This window comes from Pseudogulbenkiania sp. FW507-F1 (assembly GCF_058781125.1).
In genome coordinates this window covers 40760-66063 of record NZ_JBYSWM010000013.1, presented here as the reverse complement: position 1 = coordinate 66063, position 25304 = coordinate 40760, and the positions used below count along the sequence as shown (strand labels likewise).

The following is a 25304-nucleotide window of genomic DNA, read 5'->3' as shown; positions in this document are numbered from 1 at the left end:
GCGTTGCCGTCCAGTCCGATCATGGCATGGCCGGCGACTCAGCGCGTGGGCGCGGGGCTGACCCGCACCAGCTGGCCATCGTCCTCATCGGTGAGCAGGTAGACCAGGCCGTCCGGGCCGACGCGCACGTCGCGGATTCGCCCCAGCACGCCCTTCAACATGCGCTCTTCAGCTACCACCTTGTCGCCGTCCAGTTTCAGCCGCACCAGCATCTCCCCCTTCAAGGCGCCGATCAGCAGGTCACCCTGCCAGCGCGCGAACGGTTTCCCCTGGTAGAACGCCATGCCGGACGGGGCGATCGACGGCACCCATACCTTCCGCGGCTGTTCCATGCCGGCCTTGTGCGTGCCTTCGCCGATCGGCAGGCCCAGGCCGTAGGTCTTGCCGTAGGTGATCACCGGCCAGCCGTAGTTGGCGCCGGCGCGGATCACGTTGACCTCGTCGCCGCCCTGCGGGCCGTGCTCGTGGGTCCAGATGGCGCCGCTGCGCGGGTTGAGCGCCATGCCTTGCTGATTGCGGTGGCCGAGGGTGAATTTCTCCGGCTTCCAGCCGGGATGACCGACCCAGGGATTGTCGGGCGGCACGCTGCCGTCGTCATTGAGGCGGATGACCGAGCCGGCGTGATCGTTGTGGCGCTGGGCGCGGGCGTCCTCGCCGCGGTCGCCCAGTGACAGGTAGAGCTTGCCGGCGCGGTCGAACAGCAGGCGGCCGCCGTAATGGTGGTCGGAATCGGAGCGCGGCAGTTGGCGGAAGATCACTTTGAGGTCGCGTAGCGCGTGGCCGTCGAGTTGGGCGCGGGCGATCTCGGTGCTGCTGGCTTCGGGCGTGCCGCCGGCGTAGCTGAGATAGATCAGGTGGTTGTCCGCGAAACGCGGGTGCGGCAGCACGTCGAACAACCCGCCCTGGCCCACGGCGACCACCGCTGGTACGCCGCTCACCGGTTGCGGGTCTATCCGGCCTTGGGCATCGAGCAGGCGCAGGCGACCGGCGCGCTCGGTGAGCAGCATTCGTCCGTCGGGCAGAAAGGCCAGCGACCAGGGGTGGTTCAGCCCGCGCGCCAGTTGGGTCAACTGCAAGGGATAAAGCTGGCTGGGGTAGGGGTTGGCCGAAGCGAGGCTGACGAGGCCCAGCAGCAGTGCGGCGAGGATGGAGCGCAGAGGCATGGCGGATTCTCCTGACGAGGGCAGGCCGAACGGGCGGCACGGCTCCTTGCCCTTGATTATGATGGAGAAACACCGCCTTGCCAGGGGGGCTTCGGCCAACGTTGGAGACCCAGACCATGCCTCCGTCCCGCTGCGCGCCGCCGTAGCAGGTGCGGCAACTCACCGAGCTGCCCAATAACCCCTCGGCGCTGGCGGGCAAGCGCTGGAGCTGAGCGGCCGGCGTCAGGCAGCAAAAAGGCGGCGCCGTAGGGCACCGCCTTGTTCTTGGGGGCGTCAGTCAGTGATCAGTCGTCCCAGCCGCGGCGTTCCCAGCCGCGATGCTTCCAGCCGTGATGCCGCCATTCCGGGCGGCCTGCCCAGTACGGGCCCGGGCCGTAATCCACGTAGCGCTCGCGTTCGATGATGACCGGGCGCGGGCGGACGTAGACCGGCTCCTCGACCACCACCGGACGCGGCGGGGCATAAACCACGGGTGCCGGCTCGTAGTAGTAGGGGCGCTGACTGATGGCGACCCCGGTCGCGGCACCCAGGGCACCGCCGACGATGGCTCCGTCACGCCCGCCGATGGACGAGCCGATGACGGCGCCGGCTGCACCACCGAGCGCACCACCCAAGACGGCGTCGGAATGTGCCTGGGCGGCGGTGGCCGCGAGCCCCAGCGACAGTACGGCAATCCATTTCTTCAGCAGCATGATCGTTCTCCCGTGTGTTGATGAGCCTAGTGTAGGCACTCCCCGGAGGTCGTGGGGCGGCAAACTGTTAGCAAATGTTTAGTACCGGAGGATGGTGACGCGGGAGGGGTGAGGGGCCGGCTTCGGGGCCGTGCCGCGCATGGTGTCGGGACATGGCAAGCCCTTGTCCGGAAAGGATTATGCCGCATCGTGGCGAGGGGAAAGGGCGCTGTCGGACGGATGCGCAGAGGGGGCAAAGTGTTAACGGCGCTTCATAAAATATCCGGTGGCCACTGTGTCGTCGGGGCTACATTGCCGTGACTGACGCGAGCGGTGGTGTGTTCGCCTCTGGCGATGCGGATCGGCGGGCGTCCCGGCCTGCGGTGTCGGTTTGAAGGGCGATAGCGTACGGTTGGCGACGGAGGAGGGGGCTCGGCATCGAAGCTGCGGACCAGACCGACACCACTGTAACGGCCACCATGCCGTGCCGACCGTGGGCGTCGGGACGATGGGCTCCTTCAGGGGCTCTGCTTGACGGTGTTCTGGCGTTGCGGAAAAATCCTGTCCGCCCACATGGCGGGCCGTTTCAGCGGCGGCAAGGTGCCGCCTGGTGCGTTTTGTGTTTCTTTTTCCATCATGAGCGAAAAGAGCAATCCGTGTCTGCGTTGCGGCGCCTGTTGCGCCGCCTTCCGCGCCTCGTTCTACTGGGCCGAAGCCGATGACGGCGGCGGTCCGGTCCCGCTGCCTCTCACCGAAAAAATCAACGATTTTCGCCGTTGCATGCGCGGCACCTGGTCCGACTCGCCGCGTTGTGTGGCCTTGCAGGGCGAGGCTGTGCTATCTACCCGCAGCGCTCGTCGACCTGCCGTGAGTTCGAGGCCTATACCGAGGCGTGCAACAGGGCACGGGGGAAGTACGGGCTGGCCGAGCTAGCGGTACTCGTCGCGGCCGCCTGAGCTTTGCTCGGCGTCCGTGACGCAGGGCACAAAAAAACGCCGGCCCCGCACAAGCGGGACCGGCGTCATGGTGTGTCGGGGCAGGGCTTAGTGGCCGGAGCAGCCGCAGCCACCGCCGCCGCCGCAACCGCCGCCCTGGGCCGGCGCTTCACTTACGGCTTGCTGCTGGCCGTCGGCCGCCTGCTCGCCCAGCTGCACCTTGAAATCGATAACGATGTTGCCTGGCTCGCGGGCGACGTAGCTGAAGGTCAGCTGGTGGCCGTAGCGCTGACGCAATTGGTCCAGCAGCGGCAGCGGATCGTGATCGTTGATGAAGCGCATGGTGTCGCCGTCGTACAGCGATTCGATGGCGCCGAAAATGGCGGCATGACGGAAACGCTTGGCTACGCCGCGCGCGTCGAAGGGGAAGACGTTGTTGTCGAGTACCGGCAATTCGCTCATGGTAGGGGTCCTGTCATGTGGGTGAACAGTTGGCAGGATGCCCGTAGCAAGGCGATGCATCCTTGAGCGAAGATAAGAAAAGTGCGAGCCGGAACGACAGGCAAGAAAAATGGCGACCGAGGTCGCCATTTTTCATTGCTGCCGCTTAGTCGGCGGCGCGAGTGGTGCGGTTGCCGTAGCCGCCGCCGCTGCCACCCTGGCGCGGACCACGGTTACCGTAGCCACCGCTGCCTCCCGGCTTGCGGTTGTTGCCGCCGTAGCCGCCGCCACGACGCTCACCCGGCTTGCCGCTACCGGCGCGGCGCGGGCCACCCTTCGGCGGGCGACGGGTCGGTTCCATGCCTTCGATCACGCCTTCGGTGATCTGGCGCTTCAGGTACTGCTCGATGCGGCGCACCTTGTGGAATTCCTTGGACTCGGCCAGGGTGATCGCCACGCCGTCACGACCGGCACGACCGGTACGACCGATGCGGTGCACGTAGTCTTCGGCCTGCTTCGGCAGGTCGTAGTTGACCACGTGGGTGATGGTCGGCACGTCGATGCCGCGCGCAGCAACATCGGTGGCCACCAGGATGCGCACGCGGCCGCGACGCAGGTCGTTCAGGGTGCGGTTACGCCAGTTCTGCGGCATGTCGCCGTGCAGGCAGGCGGCAGCGTAGCCCTGGTCCGACAGCTTGTCGGCCAGCTCTTCGGAACCGATCTTGGTGGCGGTGAAGATCACCGCCTGGTCGAAGCCGGCTTCCTTCAGAATGTGGTCGAGCAGACGCTCTTTGTGACGGTTGTCGTCGGCGTACAGCAGGTGTTCTTCGATGTTGCCGCCGGTTTCTTCGCGGGCGATTTCGATACGCTGCGGGTCGCGGGTCAGCTTCTGTGCCAGCTTGCCGACGGTGCCGTCCAGCGTGGCCGAGAACAGCACGGTCTGGCGGCTGTCCGGGGTGGCCTTGACGATGGTTTCGATGTCTTCGATGAAGCCCATGTCGAGCATGCGGTCGGCTTCGTCCAGGATCAGCATTTCCAGTCGCGAGAAATCGATACGGCCGGAACGCATGTGGTCCATCAGGCGGCCCGGGGTGGCAACCATGATGTCAACCGGGCGCGCCATGGCGCGAATCTGGTAGCCGAAGGAGGCGCCGCCGACCAGGCACACGGTACGCAGCCAGCGCAGTTGGCTGCCGTATTCGGTGGCGTTCTTTTCAACCTGCTGGGCCAGTTCGCGGGTCGGGGTCAGCACCAGGATGCGCGGGCCCTGGCCCGAGCCGGTGGAGCGTTCGGTCAGCTTCTGCAGCGAGGGCAGCAGGAAAGCGGCGGTTTTGCCGCTACCGGTCTGTGCCGAAACCAGCAGATCGTGGCCAGCCAGCGCGGCCGGGATCGAGGCGGCCTGAACCGGAGTCGGGGTGGTGTAGCCGGCAGCGTCGAGAGCGGAGGTAATAGCGGGGGCGAGGCCCAGATCAGCAAAATGCATGATGTCCTTTCAGTGCCGGCATGTCCGGCGTCACTTGGCCTGGTATAGGCGGGATGCGGTGACCATCTTCAAAATCGGGTCACCCGACTCATCGGCACTAACCAAGCAAGCGGCGAACAGCGGTCCGGAAAAGGAGCATTCCGTGGTCGAAGCCTAAAATAGCGGTCAGGGACGATGAAACTCTGTTTGAGCGGGGCAAAGGCGTGAACTGCTAACTGCAGGGGGAGAACAACGAAGAAGCCCGGCTGAAACTTCAAGAGGCCGGATAGTACGGGAAAAAAAGCCGCCTGGCAAGTTATTCCGCCAAACAGCCTTTCTAAGTGATTGATTTGCGTGTGTCTTGTCGCGGGCATCCGGAAAATTTCACTCCGCCGCCCACGTGGCAGGCAGCCACAGTGCCGTATCAGGGCTCCCGATACAGTTGTACCACAGTGCTCAGGTCGGCCTGAGCGTGACCCTGTCCGGCGTGCAGGCGCATCAGCTGGTCGGCCAGCGCCGCCAGGGGCGAGCTCGCGCCAGCCTCGCGTGCCAGCTTGACCGCGTTGTCGAGGTCCTTGAGCAGGGTCGCCACCTTCCATTGCACCGGCTCGAAGCGCTGGCTGGCCATGCGCGGTGCCAGGATCTGCAGCGGCAGCGAATCGGCAAAGCCGCCCGCCAGCGCCGGCGCCAGCAGTGCAGCGTCGACGCCGGATTTTTCTGCCAGCGAGACCGCCTCGGCAATCAGCAGCGCGTTGGCGGCGACGATCAGCTGGTTGCATACCTTGGTGACTTGGCCGGCTCCGACCGGGCCCATGTGGGTCAGACGCTGACACAGTGCCGCCGCCAGCGGGCGCAGGCGGGCGATGTCGTCTTCCTGCCCGCCCGCCATGATCACCAGTTGGCCGCTTTCCGCCCCGCGCACCCCGCCCGACACCGGTGCATCGACCCAGTGCATGCCGCACTGCGCCTCCAGTCGCGCCGCCATCTCGCGCGTGGCGGCCGGTTCGATGCTGGAAAAATCGACCAGCAGCTGATCCGGGCGGCCGTGCGCGGCGAGGCCGTCCGCGCCGAGCACCACCGCTTCGACGGCCAGCGTATCCGACACGCAGCTCATCAGCAGGGTGCAGTCGCGAGCCAGTTCGGCCAGGCTGGTTGCGATGTGGGCGCCGTGTCCGGCCAGTGCCTGGCTTTTCTCCGGGCTGCGGTTCCAGACGGTGACGTGATGCCCGGCGGCCAGCAGCCGCCTGACCATGGGCTGACCCATCAGGCCCAGGCCGATAAATCCGATCCGTTCCATGCGCTATTCCTGTTGCTGGGGGCGTCCATGGTAGCGGGGCCGGGTGCCGCCTGTCATCGGGCGTATGCCGTGGCCGGCGGAACAGCCGGGCGGAACGAATAAAACCAGCTTGGTCTTTATCTACGATGAATGTGACATTATCCTGAGAGCTCGCCATCCACAGCGGGGTGGCGGTAGCGCACACGACGCTGGACGAGCAGGATGAAATCAGTCATGGGGCGAGAGGCGGAATGCGCAAGTTGAAAATGGTGTGGGGCCGGGCGCTGTTGGGGGCTCCCGCGTGGGCCGTCTATGTCTCGGCCATGGTGCTGTGCGTCCTCGTCGGGGTGCTGCTGGTGACGCTGGAGTCGCGGCTGGCGCTGGCCATGGGCGGGTTGCTGGCGCCGCTGTTGATGGCGTTGCTGGCGGGGGGTGCTCTGGGCTGGGCCATCAACAGCACCAAGGACAGCCGTAATTCCAATAACTGGGAGATCGCCCAAGGGCTGCGCAAGCGCGAGTTTTTCGTCCACTACCAGCCCATCGTCACGGCCCAGTCCGGTCATTGCATCGGTGTCGAGGTGCTGGCGCGCTGGCGCCATCCGGTGCAGGGCTTCATCCCCTCGCAGCTGTTCATTCCGGCGGCGGAGGAGGCCGGACTGATCGTGGCGCTGACCCGCTACCTGCTGCGCTGCGTCGGCCACGAGCTGGGGCAGATGATGCTGCCAGCGGGGTTCGTGGTCGGCGTCAATATATCCGCCAGCCACCTGACCACGCGCGACATCATCGAGGACTGCCGGTTGCTGCTGTCGGTGTTGAAGGACAAGCACATCCAGCTGGTGCTGGAAGTGTCCGAGCGGGTCGCGCTGGAAGAGCACGAAGAGAGCCTCAAGGTGGTGCGCGAGCTCAAGGCCATGGGGGTCCAGTTGGCGCTCGACGACTTCGGTGCCGGCCACGCCGACCGTCACTACCTGCAAACCTGGGGTTTCGACTACCTCAAGGTGGAAAAGGGCTACGTCTCGGCCATCGGCAAGGAGGGCTTCCGCGGCAACATCCTCGACGACATCCTGGTCAACGCGACCCAGCTCGGCCTCAAGGTGATGATCAAGGGGGTGGAAACCCAGGGGCAGCAGAGCTACCTCAACGCCAAGGGCTTCCAGTTCCTGCAGGGTTTCTTCTTCGGGCGGCCGATGACGTTGAATCATTTCCGCCGCTGGCTCTACGCCGAAGTGGCGTCCGAGACCGAGTCGCCGCGTCCGGCGGCGCCACGGGTGGAAGGCACCTGAGCCCGCTTCAGGCTTTGAACGGCAAAACCAAGGTCGGCTACAATCCGGCCTTTTTTCTTGGCGGACATCCCGATGAGTATGCAATACGGTGTGCAGCGTTACGCCCTGACCCGGCCTTGGGCCAAGCGCGTCGGGCAACTCTTTTCCCAGCCCGGCAGCGCCACGTTGGCTGAAGACGCTGTCGGCGAACTGGTCGGGCGTGAGCTGGTGCGGGTTGCCCAGGTCTACGGCGAGGCGGACGGCGTGCCCGAGGCCGAGCGGGTGCTGGCCTTGGCGTACGGCTGCCACGTCCGGCACGGCCGTCTGATCGCCGAGTTCGACGCCGGACTGGCGCGGGCGTTGGCGCACACGCGACTGCCGTCCCATCTGCCGGATACGCTGATCCTGCCGGCGGAGGCCTTCTTTCTGCAGGTGAGCGGCGAGGCCAGTGGCGGGGCCTTCATCCGCCATCGGCCCGCTGACCGGCTGCTCGATCTGGTGCTGGTAGAGGCGGTGTTCTCCGGGCAGGGGACGCACTGGTGGCAGGTTCCCGAGCCGCTGTGGGCGCTGACGGTCAGCTACCCCGGCGAGCTGGCGCCGCAACTCGACGGCGTGCCGGCGCCGTGGCGTCCGCTGTTGGAGTCGGTGTTGAACGGTTTTGCCATGATGACGCAGCCGAAGGTGACGCTGGAAGCGGTATGGGAAGCGGGCTCCACGGCGGAATGGGTGGCGGCGGCCACGCACCCGACCTGTCCCAAAACGCGTCAGAAAGGGCGTGGCGCGCTGCTCAAGGCGGGGTTCATCGAGGTGACGCGCTGCCAGGTGCCGGAGTTGCCGTGGCTGGATGGCGTGGCGAACAGCGCCGGCTACTGGCGCCGTCAGGCACTGGGTGACGACAAGAGCCGCAGCCGGCTGGTCTGGGTGGCGCCGCGCTGACCGCGCCACGCCCTCGGGTCAGGTGCGCTCGGCGACGAACTGCCTGACTAACTGGCGGATCACCGCGGTGTCGAACGGCTTGTCGCACACTGCCGACACCCCGGCGTCCTGCACCGCCGCCAGGCGGCGCTGGTCGGTTTCGCTCGAGACCATCAGGATCGGCACGGTGAACTGCATGCTCTGGGTGCGGATGTACTCCACCAGTTGCTTGCCGTCCATGTGCGGCATGTTGTAGTCGGTCACCACCAGGTCGAAGTGGGTGGCGTTGATCAGCGGCACCGCCTCGCTGCCGTCCTCGGCTTCGGCGATCTGCTCGAAGCCGATTTTTTCCAGCACGGTGCGGATCAGGCGGCGCGAAGTGGCGCTGTCGTCGACGATCAGCACCTTCAGCATGCTGAAATCCTCGTCGCACTCGTTCAGCATCGGATCGCTGTTGAGGTACTCCAGCACGTTGCCGAGCGCCTTGTCGAGCTGGGCGGTGGTGAACGGCTTGGGCAGGATCGCCAGCGCGCCGGCCTGGCGTACCGGGTTAAGGTAGTGCGGCTTGGTCTCGCTGGAGATTAGGATGAACGGACGGTCCAGGTGGGCGGGCTGTGCCCGCAGCGCATAGACCAGTTCGGTGCCGGTCATGTCGGGCAGGTAGAGCGCGCTGATCACCACGTCCGGGGTGTGCTGCTGCAGGTGCTGCAGCAAGGCTTGTCCGTTGTGGAACACGTCCACATTGCGGATGCCCAGTTCGTTCAGGGCATGGCGGATGATCTGGGCCTGCAGCGGCGAGGGCTCGGCCAGGGCGATGGTCAGGAGCTGGGGAAGCGGCACGTCGGCGTCCTCGTTGGCTTGGCGGGATGGGGTGTTGCCGTCCGGTCGGACGGTTGGCCGAAAAAAAGCCCGTGCGGGGCACGGGCTGATTGTGGGGCTTACTCCGCGTGGTAGCGGGTGACGAGTTCCACTTCTTCCTTGGAACCCAGGAACACCGCCACGCGCTCGTGCAGCTTGGCGGGCTGGATGTCGAGGATGCGCTGATGGCCGTTGGTGGCGACGCCGCCGGCTTGCTCGATGATGAAGGCCATCGGGTTGCCTTCGTACATCAGGCGCAGCTTGCCCGCCTTGGACGGGTCGCGCGCGTCTTTCGGGTACATGAAGATGCCGCCGCGAATGATGATGCGGTGCACTTCCGCCACCATCGATGCCACCCAGCGCATGTTGTAGTCCTTGCCGCGCGGCCCGGTGGTGCCGGCCAGCAGCTCGTCCACGTAGCGTTTCACCGGGGCCTCCCAGTGGCGCATGTTGGACATGTTGATGGCGAATTCCTTGGTGGCTTCCGGTACGCGCATGTCCGGGTGGGTCAGCACGAAGCTGCCGTTCTCGCGGTCCAGCGTGAAGCCGTGCACACCGTTGCCGAAGGTCAGCACCAGCATGGTCTGCGGGCCGTACACGGTGTAGCCGGCGGCGACCTGGGTCGTGCCCGGCTGCAGGAAATCGGCCTCGGTCGGCTGCGTTACGCCGTCAGGGCAGCGCAGCACCGAGAAGATGGTGCCGACCGAAATGTTGACGTCGATGTTGGACGAGCCGTCGAGCGGATCGAACAGCAACAGGTACTCGCCCTTCGGGTATTCGCCCGGGATGGCGTGCGGGAGTTCCATCTCTTCCGAGGCCATCGCCGCCAGGCTGCCGCCCCATTCGTTGGCTTCCAGCAGCACGTCGTTGGCGATCACGTCCAGCTTCTTCTGCGCCTCGCCCTGTACGTTACCGGTGCCGGCCTCGCCCAGCACGCCCGACAGCGCGCCCTTGTGCACGGAGTGGCTGATGGCCTTGCAGGTGCGGGCGATGGTTTCGATCAGGAAACGCAGTTCCGGCGGAATGCTGCCTTGCTTGCGCTGCTGCTCGATCAGGAAGCGGCTGAGGGTGGTGTGACTCATGGATATCCTCTGTATCGGGGTGGGCTGCCGCCGGGGCGTATCGGCCGGCGGAAAGAACAGGCGGCATTATAACGCTTCGACAGGGCTTGCTGTTAGCGCGTCAGGGCCGGCGTCAGTCTGGCTTGTTGCGGCTCAGGGTGACGCGCAGCGCGTCGGGGACGGTGCGGATGTCGGTAATGGCAATGCGCTCGGCCAGGGGTTGGCCGAACACCGGCCGCTCCAGCCAGCCCGCCACGCGCGGCAGGCGGTCGAGGTGCAGCGTGAGCCGCTGCGACCCGCTCGACAGCCACGCCAGCGGCTCCGTCAGCTTGCGGATGAGCCGTTCCCCCCAACCCGCTTCCAGCGTGGCCAGCACCAGCCCGGTCAGGGCGCGCCGCGCCAGCGAGGACGAGCGTGCCTCGCCTTTCAGGGTGTAGGCCAGCACCAGCTCGCGCCGCGCCCAGTCCACCGGCAGAAAGTGGAAGCGGATGGCGAGCCGTGCCGGCGCCGGGCGCAACACCTCGAGCGTCAAGAGGCCGGCGTCGTCGGCGAGTTCGAGGTCGAGCACGGTGAAGTCGTCGCCGTCCAGGTGCTTGCGCAACTGCGCCAGCAGCAGCTCGCGCGGCAGCGAGAAGCCGTCGCGATGCAGGCGCGGCAGCCGGGCCGAGGTTTTCTGCCAGGCTTCGGCCAACCTTGAGCTCCAGTGGCGCATCAGTCGAACAGCGTGCGCGCGCCTTCGAAGCGCGCGGCGAAGTAGCGGTTGTCGAGGTGCTCGACGCGGATGGTGCTGTTGCTGCGCGGCGCGTGCACGAACTTGCCGTCGCCGATGTAGATGCCCATGTGCGAGAACGGCCGATTCATGGTGTTGAAGAACACCAGGTCGCCCACTTGCATGCGGCCGGCCTCGATCGGCCGCGCCACGCTGGCGATCTGCGCCGCGTTGTGCGGCAGCTTCACGCCGACGGCGTTCTGATAGATGTAGCTGACCATGCCGCTGCAATCGAGCCCGGCCTCGGGATTGCTGCCGCCAAAGCGGTAGTCGAGGTCCAACAGGCCCAGGGTGTACATCAGAATCTCGCGCCCGGCGCCATCCGCTGTGAGTCCCGACAGGGTCGGGCTGGCCGGCGGACGCGGTCGGCTGCCGGCCGTCTTGCGGGGCGGGGCGCTGCTGCAGGCCGCCAGCGTGGCGGCCACGACGGCAACGATGAGGGCGGAGATCCGGCGAGAGGTCATCCCTGTTTGCTTTCCAGTTCTTCCCAGCGCGCCAGCTTTTCCAGCAGCAGCTCGTCGATCGCTTCGATGCGTTGCTGCCAGGCGATGGCCTCGCGTGGGGTGTCGCGGTAACAGTTCGGGTCGAGCAGTTTCTGATTCAGCCCGGCCTGCTCGGCTTCCAGTGCGGCGATCAGCTCGGGCAGGCCGGCCAGTTCGCGCGTTTCATTGTAGGACAGCTTGGTGCGCCCGCTCTTCGGCTTGTCCAGGGGCTTGTCCTGGCGCGCCATCGGGGCCTTGACGGCCGCTTCGGCCGGCTTCAGCGCCGCCATGCGCGCCTTGGTGTCGATCCAGTCCTGATAGCCGCCTGGGTATTCCTCCAGCTTGCCGTCGCCCTCGAAGGCGATTACCTGCGTCACCACGTTGTCGAGGAAGGCGCGGTCGTGGCTTACCAGAAACACCGTGCCGCTGTACTTGTCGATGACGTCTTCCAGCAATTCCAGGGTGTCGATGTCGAGGTCGTTGGTCGGCTCGTCCAGTACCAGCACGTTGGCCGGGCGGGTGAACAGGCGTGCCAGCAGCAAACGATTCCGCTCGCCGCCCGAGAGCGAACGCACCGGGCTGCGGGCGCGCTGCGGCGAGAACAGGAAGTCCTCCAGGTAGCTCATCACGTGCTTTTTCTGCCCGGCGATCTCGACGAAATCGTTGCCCTGGCTGATCACGTCGGCCACACTCATGTTCTCGTCCAACTGCTCGCGGAACTGGTCGAAGTAGGCGATCTCGAGCTTGCTGCCCTGCTTGACGGTGCCGCTGTCCGGCGCCAGTTCGCCCAGAATCATCTTCAGCAGCGTGGTCTTGCCAACCCCGTTGGGGCCGATCAGGCCGATCTTGTCGCCACGTAGGATGCGCGTGGTGAAGTCGCGCACGATGACCTTGTCGCCGAAACGCTTGCTGACGTGTTCTAGCTCCGCCACCAGCTTGCCCGAGCGTTCGCCGGCGTCGAGCTGGAAGTTGACCTGGCCCACGCGTTCACGCCGTGCTGCGCGCTCGCGGCGGATCTGCTCCAGCCGGCGCACGCGACCCTCGTTGCGGGTGCGGCGCGCCTCGATGCCCTTGCGGATCCACACTTCTTCCTGGGCGTGGTACTTGTCGAACAGGCGGTTCTGTTCTTCCTCCACCGCCATCTCCTCGGTCTTCTTCGTCTGGTAGGCGGAAAAGCTGCCGGGGTAGCTGCGCAGGATGCCGCGGTCGAGCTCGACGATGCGCGTGGCGACGTTGTCGAGGAAGCGGCGGTCGTGGGTGATCAACAGCACGCTGCCGGCGAAATTCTTGATCAGCCCCTCCAGCCATTCGATGGCGGAAACGTCGAGATGGTTGGTCGGTTCGTCCAGCAGCAGCACGTCCGGCTTGGCGGCCAGCGCCCGCGCCAGCGCCACGCGTTTTTTCCAGCCGCCCGACAGTTCGCTGATGCGGGTGTCGGCGTTGAGGTCGAGGTAGGAGAGGGTGGTGGCGATCAGGGCGTCAAACTGCCAGCCGTTGCGCGCCTCCAGCTCATGCTGGATGTGCTCCATGTCGGCCAGCAGGGCTTCATGATCGGCCGCCGGGTCGGTCAGCGCCTGGGTCGCCTTGTGATAGTCGGTGAGCAACGCCTTGAGGTCGCCCAGTCCTTCGGCCACGGCTTCGAACACCGTGTGGCCGGGATTGAATTCCGGCTCCTGCGGCACGTAGGCCACGCGCACATCGCCCTTGATGTTGATGCGGCCGTCGTCCAGCGCCACGGTGCCGGCGATGCCCTTGAGCAGCGACGACTTGCCGGCGCCGTTGCGGCCGATCAGTCCGACCACCTCACCGGGTTCCAGCACGAAATCCACCTTGTCCAGCAGCGCGTTGTGCCCGAAAGCCAGGCAGGCCTTGTCGACCGTGATGAGAGCCATGAGTCTGCAATGATCCAGAAATACCGTAATGCGCCGAATTGTAGCACGGGCGCGAAGTCCGCTTCGCGCCCGGCCGGCCGGGCTGTTACAATGCGCGCCATTACCGCCGGCCCCACCCGCGGCCGCTTTAGCGAAAGGAATTTCATGTACTTCGTCGATCGATCCGTCGCCGTCATCAAGCCGAAAGAGCCGTTCCTGAACTGGCTGAACAACGTGCCGGGCAACGACACCGATCTCACCCTCGACAGCCTGCGCGCCGACTGCACGGTGATCCTGCTGCCCGAATTCACCGAGCCGGAAGAAGGCGTGTCGCGTATCGACGACATGGCCGAGCAGCTGTTCAAGATCGAACTGGCTTCCTGGTACGAAGACGAAGCGTTATGGCCAACCGATCGTTCGCTGAAGACCTTCTGGGAGTGGTTCGACGTCGAAATCCACTCCACCGTGCTCGACAGCGTCGACGAAGACATCCACAACTACCCGGCTGCCGAGCTCTGAGCCAGCCATGACCGCGCGCCAGCGTGCCGTGCCGCCGTTTGCCGTCGAGCTCGGTCCTTCGCGGATTTGGCTCGCGCTGCTGATCGGCAGTGTGCTGGCATGGGTAGCGGCCAGCCTGTACTACCTGCCGCTGGCTATGGCGGCCTGGCTGCTGCTGCCCCTGCCCGCCGTGTTGTGGCACGGGCTGCGCCATGACGGCTGGTGGCCGTCGCGGCAACGCATCGGCCGCCTCGAGGTCTCGCCCCAAGGGCAACTGGTGGCCTGGTTCGGCCCCTTCGCCGTGCCGGCCGAGATCGAGCGCGACACGGTGATCACCCCTTGGCTGGTGGTGGTGAATCTGAAGCTGGAAGGGCGTCGCCGCTCGCTGGTGTTGTGGCCGGATTCCGCCACTCGGGAATCCTTGCGCGCCTTGCGGGTCTATCTGCGCTGGTTCCACGCGCCGGAGCCCGCCTCCACACCGAATCTGAATGCATAACCATGACAAACACGACACCGACTACGTTGCCAGAGTGGCTGTCACACCTGGAAAGTCTGCACCCCGTCACCATCGAGATGGGGCTTGAGCGCGTCCGCCGCGTGCGCGACGCCATGGGGTTGGCGCCCCGTTGCCCGATCGTTCTGGTGGCCGGGACCAACGGCAAGGGCTCGGTCTGCGCCATGCTGTCCACCATGCTCAACCGGGCCGGTTTCAAGGTCGGTACCTATACCTCGCCGCACTTGCTGCGCTACAACGAGCGCGTCGCCATCGACATGCAGCCGGTCAGCGACGACCTGATCGTGCAGGGCTTCGCCGCCGTCGAGGCCGCGCGTGGCGAGACCTCGCTGACCTATTTCGAATTCGGCACCCTGGGCGCCGTCAAGACCTTCGTCGATCAAGAAGTCGACGTGATGGTGCTGGAAGTGGGCCTGGGTGGCCGCCTGGATGCGGTCAACGTGTTCGAGCCGGACGTCTCGGTGGTGGTCAGCGTCGATCTCGACCACCAAGCCATCCTCGGTGACAACCGCGAAGACATCGGCTTCGAGAAGGCCGGCGTGTTCCGCGCCGGCAAACCGGCGATCTGCGCCGATGCCAACCCGCCGCAGCGCCTGCTCGACCACGCCGCCGAAATCGGCGCCGACCTCAAGTTGTACGGCCGCGACTTCGGCTTCAACAAGCTGGAAAACCAGTGGTCGTTCCGCATGGGGGAGATGTTTCGCCATGCCTTGCCGTTCCCGGCGCTGCGCGGCAGCTACCAGCTGGTCAACGCCTCCACCGCGCTGGCGGTGCTCGACTGCCTGAAGGAAAAACTGCCGGTGAGTATCGGCGCGGTCAAGCGCGGCCTGCTAGAAGTCGATTGGCCGGGGCGCTTCCAGGTCCTGCCGGGTCGCCCGCTGGTGATCCTGGATGTCGGTCACAACCCGCACGCCGTCAAGGCCATGGTGGCCAACCTGAAGAAGCTGGCCTTCGCCGAAAACCGCTACGCCGTGTTCTCGATGCTGGCCGACAAGGACCTCGATGCCGTCGTCGAACTGGCGCGCGGCGAGTTTGATGGCTGGTTCGTCGGCGGCCTCGACATGCCGCGCGGGCAGAGCGGGGCGCAACTGGCGGAACGCCTGGCGGGTCTTGGCGTGCGTAACGTGAATGTGTACGACACCGTCGCCGAGGCGTGGGCGGCTGCCTTATCGGCAGCCGGGGAAAATGATAGAATTGTCGCATTCGGCTCGTTCCACACCGTTGCCGCGGTGCTCGAGGCGCGACATCACACATCCTGAGGAAGGCATGCCCGGACTGTCCACCCATGAGGAACTGATTCTGCTGCGCAAGCGCGCGCGCCGCCGCCTGGTTGGCGCCATCGTGCTGGTGCTGGTGTCGACCGTCGTCTTGTGGAAGGTGGTTGGCAGCGTGCCGGAGCAGCAGATGAAGCCGGAGTCGGTCGAGATCGTCGGCCAGAAAGCGTCCGAGGCGCCGTCGACCGCCGCCTCGCCGAATCCCGAAGCAGCGGTTGCTGCCGGTGCAGATGGCGCCCCACCGGAGGAAGCCGCCGATTCGGCCGCGGCGACGACGCAGTTGCCAGCCAAGCTCGATGACGCTGCACCGGCACCGGTTGCCCCATCCGCGCCGCGACCGCCTGCCGTCGTGCCCGAGACCAAGTCCGAGGCCAAAACATCCGTCAAGGAAGAGCCCAAGCCGCATCCCAAGGCCGAAGTCAGGCTCGAGCCCAAGCCGGAACCCCGGCAGGAGCCCAAGAAAACCGAAGCGCCGGCACCGAAGAAATCCGACCCTGCGGCCATTCTGGAAGGGCGCGCCGAGGCAGAGCCGGCCAAGGCTGCTCCCAAGGAGCAGAGCCAGCCGACGGCGGGCAACGGCAATGTGGTGATCCAGTTGGCGGCGCTGTCCGACCCGGCCAAGGCCGAAGCCTTGAAGTCGCGGTTGTCGGCGCTGGGTGTGACGGCGCATTTCAGCAAGGTCGAAACCAGCAAGGGCAATGTTACCCGCGTCAGGGTTGGCCCCTTCGGTTCCCGTGCCGAGGCCGAAAGCGTCCTGAAAAAACTGTCTAGTGCCGGTGTGACGGGCATTATCGTTAGCCGATAAGACACAATGACCGTTTTCGACTATATCGTCATTGCTATCCTGGCGGGTTCGGTCATCATCGCGCTTATGCGGGGTCTGGTGGCCGAGGTGCTGTCGTTGGGGTCGTGGATCGCGGCGCTGTGGTGCGCCAAGGAGTTCGCCCCGACGCTGGCCGGTTTCCTGCCGGCGGAACTGCCGAGCGAAGGATTGCGTCTGGCCGCCTCCTTCATCGCCCTGTTTTTCCTGGTCTGGCTGGCCACGGCGCTGCTCCGCGTGGTGCTGACCGGCCTGATCGATTCGATCGGCTTGGGTGCCGTCAATCGCGTGCTGGGTGCCGTGTTCGGGCTCGCGCGCGGCGGCGTTCTGGTGACGGTCATGGTTTTGCTGGGCGGTCTGACCGATATGCCCAAGCAGCCGATGTGGCGCAACGCCCTGTTCGCCGCGCCATTCGAGGCCGCCGCGTTGTCCTTGCGGCCTTGGCTTCCGCCCAAGATGTCGGAGCATCTGAACTTCTCGGGGCGGCGAAGCGAAACGTTGCGGCATGGCCCGGCGCAGGAGTCGCCGGATCGTGCTTTATATTCTTAAGTTCTGTTGGTAGTTGGGAAAACTTGAAATGTGTGGAATTCTAGGCGTGGTCGGGCAGACTCCCGTCAATCAGCTGTTGTACGACGGCCTGCAACTGCTGCAACACCGGGGTCAGGATGCTGCCGGCATCGTGACGGCCAACGGGAAGTCTTTTCACATGCACAAAGGCAGTGGCATGGTGAGAGACGTGTTCCGTACCCGCAACATGCGCTCGCTGCTGGGTAACGCCGGTATCGGCCACGTACGCTACCCGACTGCCGGTTCGGCGTCGAACCTGGCCGAAGCGCAGCCTTTCTACGTCAATTCGCCGTTCGGCGTGGTGCTCGCGCACAACGGCAACCTGACCAATACCGACGAACTCAAGGCGGACATGTACCGCTATGACTTGCGCCATATCAATACCAACTCCGATTCCGAAGTGCTGCTCAACGTGTTCGCCCACGAACTGGCGCAGCGCGTCGAGGGCTACGAGCTGTCGGTCGACGCGGTGTTCGAGGCGGTCGAGGCGGTGCACCGCCGCGTGCGCGGCGCCTATGCCGTGGTCGCGATGATCGCCGGGTACGGCCTGGTTGCGTTCCGTGACCCCAACGGCATCCGTCCGCTGGTGATCGGTACCAACGACAGCAACGGCAAGACCGAGTACATGTTCGCTTCGGAGTCGGTGGCACTGGATTGCTCCGGCTTTAAGGTGCTGCGTGACGTCGAGCCGGGCGAGTGCGTGTTCGTCAATTTCGATGGCGACTTCCACGCCCAGCCGAGCAAGGGTCCGACCCGCCATGCGCCATGCCTGTTCGAATTCGTCTACTTTGCTCGCCCCGACTCGGTGATCGATGGCGCCTCGGTGTACCAGGCGCGTACCGTGATGGGCGAAACGTTGGCCGAAAAGATTCGCCGCGTGCTGCCGCAGCTGGATATCGACGTGGTGATGCCGATTCCCGATACCAGCCGCCCCAGCGCCCTGCAGCTGGCCAACCACCTGGGCCTGCCGTACCGCGAGGGCTTCATCAAGAACCGCTACATCGGCCGTACCTTCATCATGCCGGGCCAGGCGGTGCGCAAGAAGTCGGTGCGCCAGAAGCTCAACCCCGTGGCGTGCGAGTTCAAGGACCGTAACGTGCTGTTGGTCGATGACTCGATCGTGCGCGGCACCACCTCCAAGGAAATCGTGCAGATGGCACGCGACGCCGGCGCCAAGAAAGTCTATTTCGCCTCGGCGGCTCCGGCGGTGCGCTTCCCCAACGTCTACGGCATCGACATGCCGACCCGTGCCGAGCTGTTGGCCACCGGGCGCACCGAGGAAGAGATCGCTGCCGAGATCGGTGCCGATGCGGTGATCTATCAGGATCTGGATGCCTTGAAGGACGCCGTGCACAGTGTCAACCGCGAACTGCGCGACTTCGAGACCTCGTGCTTCAACGGTGAGTACATCACCGGGGACATCACCGAGGCCTATCTCGACGCCATCGAGAACGCACGGCGTGACGGCAAGGGTCAGAAGGAAGAGGTCGAAGGCGCGCAGCCGGTCGATCTGAACCTGAACGTCGCCGAGCAGAACTTGATTTGACCATGCGCCCCGTGGGGGCGCATTTTTCTTCCCGCATCCGGAGCCTGTCGCGTCTCTCCCGGGTCGCTGCCGCGGCCTCGTCAGGGGCGTGCCGGGCTCCGGGTGCATTAACCGGCGGTGGAATGTTATGACTGAAAAGAACAACCTCCTTTCTCTGCATCCGGAGACCCTGGCCATCCGGGCCGGACTGGAAGCCAGCCAATTCCATGAGCACAGTCAGGGACTCTACCTGACCTCCAGCTTTACCTTCGACACTGCCGAGGAAGGCGCGGCGATGTTCATCGGGCAAAAGCCCGGCTACACCTATTCCCGCTTCACCAACCCGACGGTAAATGCATTCCAGGAGCGCCTGGCGGCACTGGAAGGCGCCGAGCGGGCCATCGCTACCGCGAGCGGCATGGCAGCGATCCAGGCGTGCATGATGTCCCTGCTGAAGGCGGGCGACCACATCGTCGCCTCGCAGAGCCTGTTCGGCTCCACGATTAACCTGTTCTCCGGCACCCTGTCCAAGTTCGGCATCGAAACCACCTTTGTCGATGCTGGCGATCTGCAGGCCTGGCGTGCCGCGGTCAAGCCGACTACCCGGCTATTTTTCCTGGAAACGCCGTCCAACCCGCTCACCGAAGTGGCCGACATTGTCGCCATCGCCGACATTGCCCATGAAGCCGATGCTCTGCTGGTGGTCGATAACTGCTTCTGTTCGCCCGCCCTGCAGCAGCCGCTGAAGCTGGGGGCCGACCTGGTGGTGCATTCGGCCACCAAGTACCTCGACGGTCACGGCCGGGTGCTGGGTGGGGCCGTGGTGGGGTCGAGCGCCCTGATCGAGCCGATCTACCTGCACGTGCGCACCGCCGGGCCTTCGCTGGCCCCATTCAATGCCTGGGTGCTGTTGTCCGGCATGGAGACATTGTTCATCCGTATGGAAAAGCAATGTGCCTCCGCGCTTGAACTGGCACGCTGGCTGGAGGCGCATCCGGCCATCGAGCGGGTATTCTACCCGGGGCTCGCCAGCCATCCCCAGCACGCGCTGGCGATGCGTCAGCAGAAACTGGGGGGGGCGGTCGTCTCCTTCGTGGTGAAGGGCGGGCGCGAGGCCGCGTGGAGGCTGGTGGACGCGGTCGAGGTCATTTCCCGCACCGCCAACCTGGGCGACGTGAAGAGCACCATCACCCATCCGGCCTCGACGACGCATGCCCGCATCACCCAGGAGGCGCGGGAAAAAGCCGGCATCGTCGAAGGTCTGCTGCGTGTGGCCGTGGGCCTCGAGCATGTCGACGATCTGAAAAACGACATCGCACGTGGTCTCTGTTAGTATTTATATGTTTGTTTGAAACGGCAGGCTACTATCAAGGTAGCCTGCCATTTTTTTGTGCGGGAGGTGGCAGGAATCTGATCGGGCGATGATTTTCTTGACACTAATCGATCTGAAACTTAAGTTTGAAACGATTGTTCGAGAGCTATTATGGGCAATGCAAGTCAATCCGTAAAAACAAAGAAAGCACCAGAGATCATGGAAGCGAGCAAACCCGATACCGCAACGCGCATTCAGGATGTCGCCGAGCGCCTGTTCGTCGAGCACGGTTTCGAGGCCACCTCGCTTCGCATGATCACGCAGCAGGCCGAAGTCAATCTGGCCGCGGTGAACTACCATTTCGGTTCCAAGGATGCTCTGTTCGAGTCCGTGTTCATGCGCCGGCTTGCCCCGCTGATTTCGGGTTGCCTGGCTGAACTGGACGAGCTGGAGCAGCAGGGCGGGAAGCTGGAAGTCGAAGACCTGGTCAAGACATTCATTCGACCCTGTCTTGCCTTGTCCAAGGACCCGTCCCGCGGCGGGGCGCTGTTTGTCCGCCTGCTATCGCGTACCCTGGTGGAAAACCACCGTCAGCTGCGTGAAGTCATCTCCCAGCAATACAGTGTGTTTGTCCAGCGTTACTCGGTGGCTTTCCAGAAGGCGCTGCCGGAACTGGGGACGGAGGAACTGGCCTGGAGGATGCACTTTGCCTTCAGCGTCATGTTCAATGCCTTTGCCGGTAACGATGTACTGAAGATTTTCGTGCGCAGCCAGGTGGTTTCTGCCCGGGACCCGGACATGATCGTCAAGCATCTGGTGCCCTTTGTCGTTGCCGGGTTGACTTCGCCTGCCTGAGGGGCGATCCAGTTCCGTTTTTAGCCGCCGGGGTGACGGTAAGCCGCACCAAGGCTGGCCGTGAGGGGCTTGGGCGCGGGGCCGGGTCGGGAAGGGTCAACACGAGGTAACACCATAATGATATCTACCGTCCTTGCTGTCGCGCTGGTCGGGGGGCTGGCGTATTTTCGCGCTCCGGTTCTGGCCTGGACCATCGGCCTGGCCGGCTGGCTGCTGGTCTCCCAGTTCGCCCTCAACGTCCCGGTTCCCGCCGCGCTCTGGATCGTGTTTACCATCCTGGCGCTGGTGCTGAATGTCACGCCATTGCGGCGGGCCTTGCTCACCGGGCCGCTATTCCGGCTTTTCAAGAAGATTACCCCGGCAATGTCGCAGACCGAGCAGGAAGCGATCAATGCCGGCACGGTGTGGTGGGATCGCGACCTGTTCTCCGGCAAGCCGGACTGGCAACGGCTGTTGTCTTATCCGGAGCCCCGGCTGACGCCCGAGGAGCAGGCATTTCTCGATGGCCCGACCGAGGCGCTGTGCCGCATGGTCGACGACTGGCAGGTCACCCACGAGCTCAAGGATCTGCCTCCGGCGGTGTGGCAGTTCATCAAGGACAACGGCTTCCTGGGCATGATCATCAAGAAGCAGTACGGCGGGCTTGAATTCTCCAATTACGCCCACGCCAAGGTGGTGACCAAGATCGCCACTCGCGGCGGTACGGCGGCAGTCACGGTGATGGTGCCCAACTCGCTGGGGCCAGGGGAGTTGCTGCAGCATTACGGCACCGCAGAGCAAAAAGACTACTACCTGCCGCGTCTGGCCCAGGGGCTGGAGATTCCGTGCTTTGCCCTGACCAGCCCGCATGCCGGCTCCGACGCCGGCAGTATTCCGGACTACGGCGTGGTGTGCCGAGGTTCTTATACCGACCCGCGTAGCGGCGAGCTTCACGACAACGTGCTGGGCATCCGTGTGAGCTGGGAGAAGCGTTGGATCACGCTGGCGCCGGTGGCGACCATCCTCGGCCTGGCCTTCAAGCTGTACGATCCGGACCGGCTGTTGGGCGACAAGGTTGAGATCGGCATCACCTGCGCCCTGGTGCCGACGACGCACCACGGGGTGATGATCGGACGCCGCCATTGGCCGGGCGGCACCGCCTTCATGAACGGGCCGACCTGGGGCAAGGACGTGTTCATTCCACTGGAGTGGGTCATTGGTGGCCGAGACTACGCGGGCCAAGGCTGGCGCATGCTGGTGGAGTGTTTGTCGGTAGGGCGGTGCATCTCCCTGCCGGCCATGTCGGTCGCCTCGGGCAAGTTCGCCACCTACGTCACCGGTGCCTACGCCCGTATTCGGGATCAATTTGGCCTGCCGATCGGCAAGTTCGAAGGGGTGGACGAGGCGATGGCACGCATCGCCGGCTACACCTACCAGATGGAAGCGTCGCAGGACCTGGCGCTGACCGGCCTGGATATGGGTGAGAAGCCCTCGGTACTGTCGGCGGTGCTGAAGTACCACAATACCGAGCGCATGCGTAAAACCCTGAACGACGCGATGGATGTGCATGGCGGCAAGGCCGTGGTGCTGGGGCCGCGCAATTATCTGGCGCAAGTCTACCAGTCGATCCCGATCGCTATCACGGTGGAAGGGGCCAATATACTGACCCGCTCGATGATCATCTATGGCCAGGGCGCCATTCGCTGCCATCCGTTCGTCTTGCGCGAGATGCGCGCGGCCATGGAGGAGGATGGCCGGGAGTTCGATCTGGCCATCACCGGGCATGTCAATTTCGTCATCAGCAACGTGGTGCGTTCCTTCTGGCTGGGCTTGACCGGCAGCCGCCTGGCGATGTCGCCCAAAGCGGGTGCGACGGCACGCTATTATCGGCAGCTGACCCGTTTCTCCACGGCCTTCGCCCTGCTGTCGGACATGGCCATGTTCAGTCTTGGCGGCACCCTCAAATTCCGTGAGAAACTGTCGGCTCGACTTGGCGACATGTTGTCTAACCTGTATATCGCCTCGGCCTGTCTGAAGCGCTTCGAGCGTGACGGGGCGCCGCAGGAGGACTTGCCGGTGCTGCAATGGGCGGTGGAAAACGCGATCTACGAGTTGCAGCAGGCGATGGACGGTTTCCTGGCCAACCTGCCGAATCGGGCGTTGTCGTTCGTGTTGCGCCGGGTGATCTTCCCGTGGGGGCTGACGCTCAAGCCGGCTGGCGACAAGATCGGCACCCGGGTGGCGCGTGCCATGATGGAGGAGGGCGGAACCCGCGCCCGGCTGACGCATGGCATGTATGTGCCGCAGGACGAGCGCGATGCGGTCGGGGTGCTCGCCCCGGCGTTACAAGCAATCGTCGAAACCGAGCCTATCGAGCAACGGCTGCGGAAGTGGGCCCGCGAGGGCCGGTTTGCCACGATTACGGCACGCGAGAGGTTGGCCGAAGCGCGGCATGCCGGCTTGCTCACCCAGGCCGAGTTCGATGCGGTCACACGCGCGCGCAAGCTCAAGCGGGACGTCATCATGGTCGACGACTTCGACAGTTCGCTGACCCAGCATGACGAGGCCTTGCTCGAGCGTCTGATTTTCTGATCATCCAGGACCGGTTCCGCTAGCGGGGCCGGTTCGTCCGGGAACGGGCTTTCTTCCGAAGCGCCATTTCCCGGAGCGACCCTGTGTTGGAGTACAACCCTATGAATACATCGCAAGCCCGCATCCCGACCCTGCGCGTCAGGGCCCTGCCATCCAGTACCAACGCCTATGGGCAGGTTCAGGCCGGGTGGTTGATGGGGCAGATAGACATGGCGGGCAGCATGGTCGCCGAACGTTTGTCGAAAGGGCCGGTGACCACGGTTGCGGTCAATGCCTTCCAGTTTGCCGCCCCGATTCAGGTCGGGGATACCGTCAGCCTGTACGTGGACACCTTGCGTGTCGGACAGAAATCGCTGACGTTCAAGATTTGCGTGCTGGCCGAGCGCTTGCAGGGAGAAGAGGTGCTGGTGACGGAAGTGATCGTCACGTTTGTAGCAATCGATAGCAACGGCAAGTCGCGCCTGCTGTCCAAAGCCGACTGACTTTTTAGCGTATCCATTAACGGAAAGGCCTACTGTTGCCATTATGTTGAATCAAACGTTCGTTTCGAACAAACGATCGTAAATTTCTGGACAAGCCAAGGGGCCCTCAATAGTATCGACGAGGCGTAGGCACCACATGAGTGCATCTCGCCACGAGGCATCTAGCCAAATAAAAGATACAAGGAGAGGGATAACATGAAACTCAAGAGTCTCAGCTTGTCCGTGATGGTGGGACTGGCGTTCGGACTGCCGGTTCCTGCTGCCATGGCTTCGGGCTATCACTTTGGCTCGCAAAGCGTTTCGGCGCAGGGGACATCTCACGCCAACAGCGCCGAAGCCGCGGATGCCTCGGTATTGTTCTACAACCCGGCGGGCATGTCCTTGCTCGAAGGGACCCAGTTTGCAGGCGGTCTGACCTTCGTCATTCCGGACTCGTCCTATACCGATCACGGTTCCACCAACTACCTTGGCCAATCGACCGGTAGCGGCAATGGCGGCACCTACGCGCCGGATTTGGTGGTGGCGCCGTCGTTTTATCTGACCCACCAGCTCAACGACCGGGTGCACATCGGTCTGGGGATATTCGTACCGTATGGCGCCAAGCTGGATTACGGCAGCAATTGGGCCGGGCGTTACAGCCTGGAAAAGATTGATATGAAAACGATCAATATCAATCCGTCCATTTCCTTCAAGCTGGATGATCGCCAATCCCTCGGCTTCGGCGTGTCGGCGCAGTACATGGATGCCGAACTGGTGCAGGGGGCGGACGCCAAGACGGGGGTCGCCTTGTTGGCCGCCAAGCGTCTGGGCCTGTCGCCGACGAGTCCGCTTGTTCAGGGGGCCTTGGCGAGCTATGGCATCAGTGGCGACGGCACCGGCACGGTCAACGGGGACGATTGGGGTTTCGGCTGGAACGTTGGTTATATGTTCAAGCTGGATGACCGTACTCGCTTCGGTTTGGCCTACCGTTCCAAGGTGAACCACACCCTCAAGGGGACATGGGACTGGGACTTCTCCAATGTAACGGGCGCGGTGCCCAATGCCATCCTCACCGGTTTGCCTGTCCCTGGCTCCACGTCTGTTGCAACGTTGGCCGGCATGGAACACCCGGACTCTAATTCCACCGTCAAAGTAGTCACTCCCGAGTCCGCTTCGGCCAACTTCTTTCACGAGCTGAACGACAAGATCGACGTGATGGGCGATCTCACCTGGACCCGCCACTCGCGCCTGAACGAGATCCGTATCCAGCAGAGCACTGTCAATGGTGTAGCGCAGGGTGACCTGGTGATCAACCAGCAATGGAAGAACACCTACAAGCTGTCGCTAGGGATGAACTATCACTACAGTGACAACTTGCTGCTGCGCACCGGCGTCGCCTACGACCAGTCCCCGGTGAAGAACGACAACCTGCGTCACCCGGCGTTGCCGGACAGCGACCGCTACTGGTTCTCGGTGGGCGCCAACTACAAACTCAACAAGCAGTCCTCGGTGGACCTGGCGTACAGCTACGTCTACTTCAAGGATGGCAACATGAACTATACCGACAGCTGCAATCCGGCTGGCGGTGCGTCCTGCACCGGCAACGGCGAAACCACCAAGGGCGAATACAAGACCAACCTGCAGATCGTCGGCGTGCAGTACAACTACCACTTCTAAACGCCTCACGCGTTAGAAGGGTGAAAGCAAGAGCCGGGCCTTGCCCCCGGCTGCATCAAGGCAA

23 protein-coding genes are annotated in these 25304 nt (G+C 64.3%); 13 read left to right on the top strand and 10 right to left on the bottom strand.

Annotation, left to right across the window (positions count from 1 at the left end; all coding sequences use genetic code 11):
* Positions 1 to 38: 38 nt before the first annotated feature.
* The 5 genes from AC3WG5_RS10555 to AC3WG5_RS10535 all read right to left on the bottom strand — a co-directional run bounded on the left by AC3WG5_RS10555 (position 39) and on the right by AC3WG5_RS10535 (position 5969).
* On the bottom strand, positions 39 to 1163 hold the full coding sequence (locus tag AC3WG5_RS10555; RefSeq protein WP_492568632.1) for a PQQ-dependent sugar dehydrogenase: 1125 nt from the start codon (positions 1161 to 1163) through the stop codon (positions 39 to 41).
* Between the two features lie 284 nt (positions 1164 to 1447).
* On the bottom strand, positions 1448 to 1855 hold the full coding sequence (locus AC3WG5_RS10550; protein ID WP_008953571.1) for a YMGG-like glycine zipper-containing protein: 408 nt from the start codon (positions 1853 to 1855) through the stop codon (positions 1448 to 1450).
* A 1022-nt stretch (positions 1856 to 2877) separates the two neighbouring features.
* The gene (locus AC3WG5_RS10545) at positions 2878 to 3231 is read right to left on the bottom strand and encodes a DUF2249 domain-containing protein (RefSeq protein WP_482581063.1); all 354 of its coding nucleotides are present in this window, start codon (positions 3229 to 3231) and stop codon (positions 2878 to 2880) included.
* Positions 3232 to 3376: 145 nt separating this feature from the next.
* Positions 3377 to 4693 carry a DEAD/DEAH box helicase gene (locus AC3WG5_RS10540; protein WP_014087679.1) on the bottom strand — a complete coding sequence of 439 codons (1317 nt, stop codon included), beginning with the start codon at positions 4691 to 4693 and terminating at the stop codon, positions 3377 to 3379.
* A 403-nt stretch (positions 4694 to 5096) separates the two neighbouring features.
* Entirely contained in the window at positions 5097 to 5969 is an 873-nt protein-coding gene (locus tag AC3WG5_RS10535; protein ID WP_492568631.1) for an NAD(P)-dependent oxidoreductase, read from the bottom strand.
* A gap of 230 nt (positions 5970 to 6199) precedes the next feature.
* Between AC3WG5_RS10535 and AC3WG5_RS10530 the strand changes: the two genes are divergently transcribed.
* Complete coding sequence (locus tag AC3WG5_RS10530) at positions 6200 to 7231, top strand: EAL domain-containing protein (protein ID WP_492568630.1); 1032 nt, start codon at positions 6200 to 6202, stop codon at positions 7229 to 7231.
* Between the two features lie 72 nt (positions 7232 to 7303).
* Positions 7304 to 8146, top strand: coding sequence for a hypothetical protein (locus tag AC3WG5_RS10525; protein WP_492568629.1), 843 nt, complete (start codon positions 7304 to 7306; stop codon positions 8144 to 8146).
* 18 nt (positions 8147 to 8164) lie between these two features.
* Here the strand turns inward: AC3WG5_RS10525 and AC3WG5_RS10520 are convergent, their stop codons facing one another.
* From AC3WG5_RS10520 to AC3WG5_RS10500, 5 genes are all read right to left on the bottom strand, one after another.
* On the bottom strand, positions 8165 to 8965 hold the full coding sequence (locus tag AC3WG5_RS10520; RefSeq protein WP_492568628.1) for a response regulator: 801 nt from the start codon (positions 8963 to 8965) through the stop codon (positions 8165 to 8167).
* A 98-nt stretch (positions 8966 to 9063) separates the two neighbouring features.
* Entirely contained in the window at positions 9064 to 10065 is a 1002-nt protein-coding gene (locus tag AC3WG5_RS10515) for a class 1 fructose-bisphosphatase (protein WP_294867412.1), read from the bottom strand.
* A 112-nt stretch (positions 10066 to 10177) separates the two neighbouring features.
* A complete protein-coding gene (locus tag AC3WG5_RS10510; RefSeq protein WP_492568627.1) occupies positions 10178 to 10756 on the bottom strand; it encodes a hypothetical protein in 579 nt (192 codons plus the stop codon).
* Positions 10756 to 11277, bottom strand: coding sequence for a C40 family peptidase (locus tag AC3WG5_RS10505; RefSeq protein ID WP_492568626.1), 522 nt, complete (start codon positions 11275 to 11277; stop codon positions 10756 to 10758). The genes AC3WG5_RS10510 and AC3WG5_RS10505 overlap by 1 nt, the downstream gene beginning before the upstream one ends.
* On the bottom strand, positions 11274 to 13187 hold the full coding sequence (locus AC3WG5_RS10500; RefSeq protein ID WP_492568625.1) for an ATP-binding cassette domain-containing protein: 1914 nt from the start codon (positions 13185 to 13187) through the stop codon (positions 11274 to 11276). The genes AC3WG5_RS10505 and AC3WG5_RS10500 overlap by 4 nt, the downstream gene beginning before the upstream one ends.
* 144 nt (positions 13188 to 13331) lie before the next feature.
* Between AC3WG5_RS10500 and AC3WG5_RS10495 the strand changes: the two genes are divergently transcribed.
* From AC3WG5_RS10495 to AC3WG5_RS10445, 11 genes are all read left to right on the top strand, one after another.
* Entirely contained in the window at positions 13332 to 13685 is a 354-nt protein-coding gene (locus tag AC3WG5_RS10495; RefSeq protein ID WP_492568624.1) for a hypothetical protein, read from the top strand.
* Positions 13686 to 13692: 7 nt separating this feature from the next.
* On the top strand, positions 13693 to 14160 hold the full coding sequence (locus AC3WG5_RS10490) for a protein YgfX (protein WP_492568623.1): 468 nt from the start codon (positions 13693 to 13695) through the stop codon (positions 14158 to 14160).
* Positions 14161 to 14162: 2 nt separating this feature from the next.
* Complete coding sequence (gene folC, locus AC3WG5_RS10485; RefSeq protein WP_492568622.1) at positions 14163 to 15437, top strand: bifunctional tetrahydrofolate synthase/dihydrofolate synthase; 1275 nt, start codon at positions 14163 to 14165, stop codon at positions 15435 to 15437.
* Positions 15438 to 15444: 7 nt separating this feature from the next.
* Positions 15445 to 16257, top strand: a complete 813-nt coding sequence (locus AC3WG5_RS10480; RefSeq protein WP_492568621.1) for an SPOR domain-containing protein — start codon at positions 15445 to 15447, stop codon at positions 16255 to 16257.
* Between the two features lie 6 nt (positions 16258 to 16263).
* Positions 16264 to 16821 (top strand): CvpA family protein, encoded by a 558-nt coding sequence (locus AC3WG5_RS10475; RefSeq protein ID WP_008953587.1) that lies wholly within the window; start codon positions 16264 to 16266, stop codon positions 16819 to 16821.
* A gap of 28 nt (positions 16822 to 16849) precedes the next feature.
* Positions 16850 to 18385 carry an amidophosphoribosyltransferase gene (purF, locus tag AC3WG5_RS10470; protein WP_482581081.1) on the top strand — a complete coding sequence of 512 codons (1536 nt, stop codon included), beginning with the start codon at positions 16850 to 16852 and terminating at the stop codon, positions 18383 to 18385.
* A 127-nt stretch (positions 18386 to 18512) separates the two neighbouring features.
* Positions 18513 to 19697 (top strand): O-succinylhomoserine sulfhydrylase, encoded by a 1185-nt coding sequence (locus AC3WG5_RS10465; RefSeq protein ID WP_492568619.1) that lies wholly within the window; start codon positions 18513 to 18515, stop codon positions 19695 to 19697.
* Between the two features lie 198 nt (positions 19698 to 19895).
* Entirely contained in the window at positions 19896 to 20531 is a 636-nt protein-coding gene (locus AC3WG5_RS10460; RefSeq protein WP_014087665.1) for a TetR/AcrR family transcriptional regulator, read from the top strand.
* Between the two features lie 117 nt (positions 20532 to 20648).
* A complete protein-coding gene (locus tag AC3WG5_RS10455; RefSeq protein WP_492568618.1) occupies positions 20649 to 23102 on the top strand; it encodes an acyl-CoA dehydrogenase in 2454 nt (817 codons plus the stop codon).
* Positions 23103 to 23203: 101 nt separating this feature from the next.
* Positions 23204 to 23584, top strand: a complete 381-nt coding sequence (locus AC3WG5_RS10450) for an acyl-CoA thioesterase (protein WP_008953592.1) — start codon at positions 23204 to 23206, stop codon at positions 23582 to 23584.
* A gap of 195 nt (positions 23585 to 23779) precedes the next feature.
* The gene (locus AC3WG5_RS10445) at positions 23780 to 25240 is read left to right on the top strand and encodes an OmpP1/FadL family transporter (protein WP_492568617.1); all 1461 of its coding nucleotides are present in this window, start codon (positions 23780 to 23782) and stop codon (positions 25238 to 25240) included.
* The last annotated feature ends 64 nt before the right edge of the window (positions 25241 to 25304 follow it).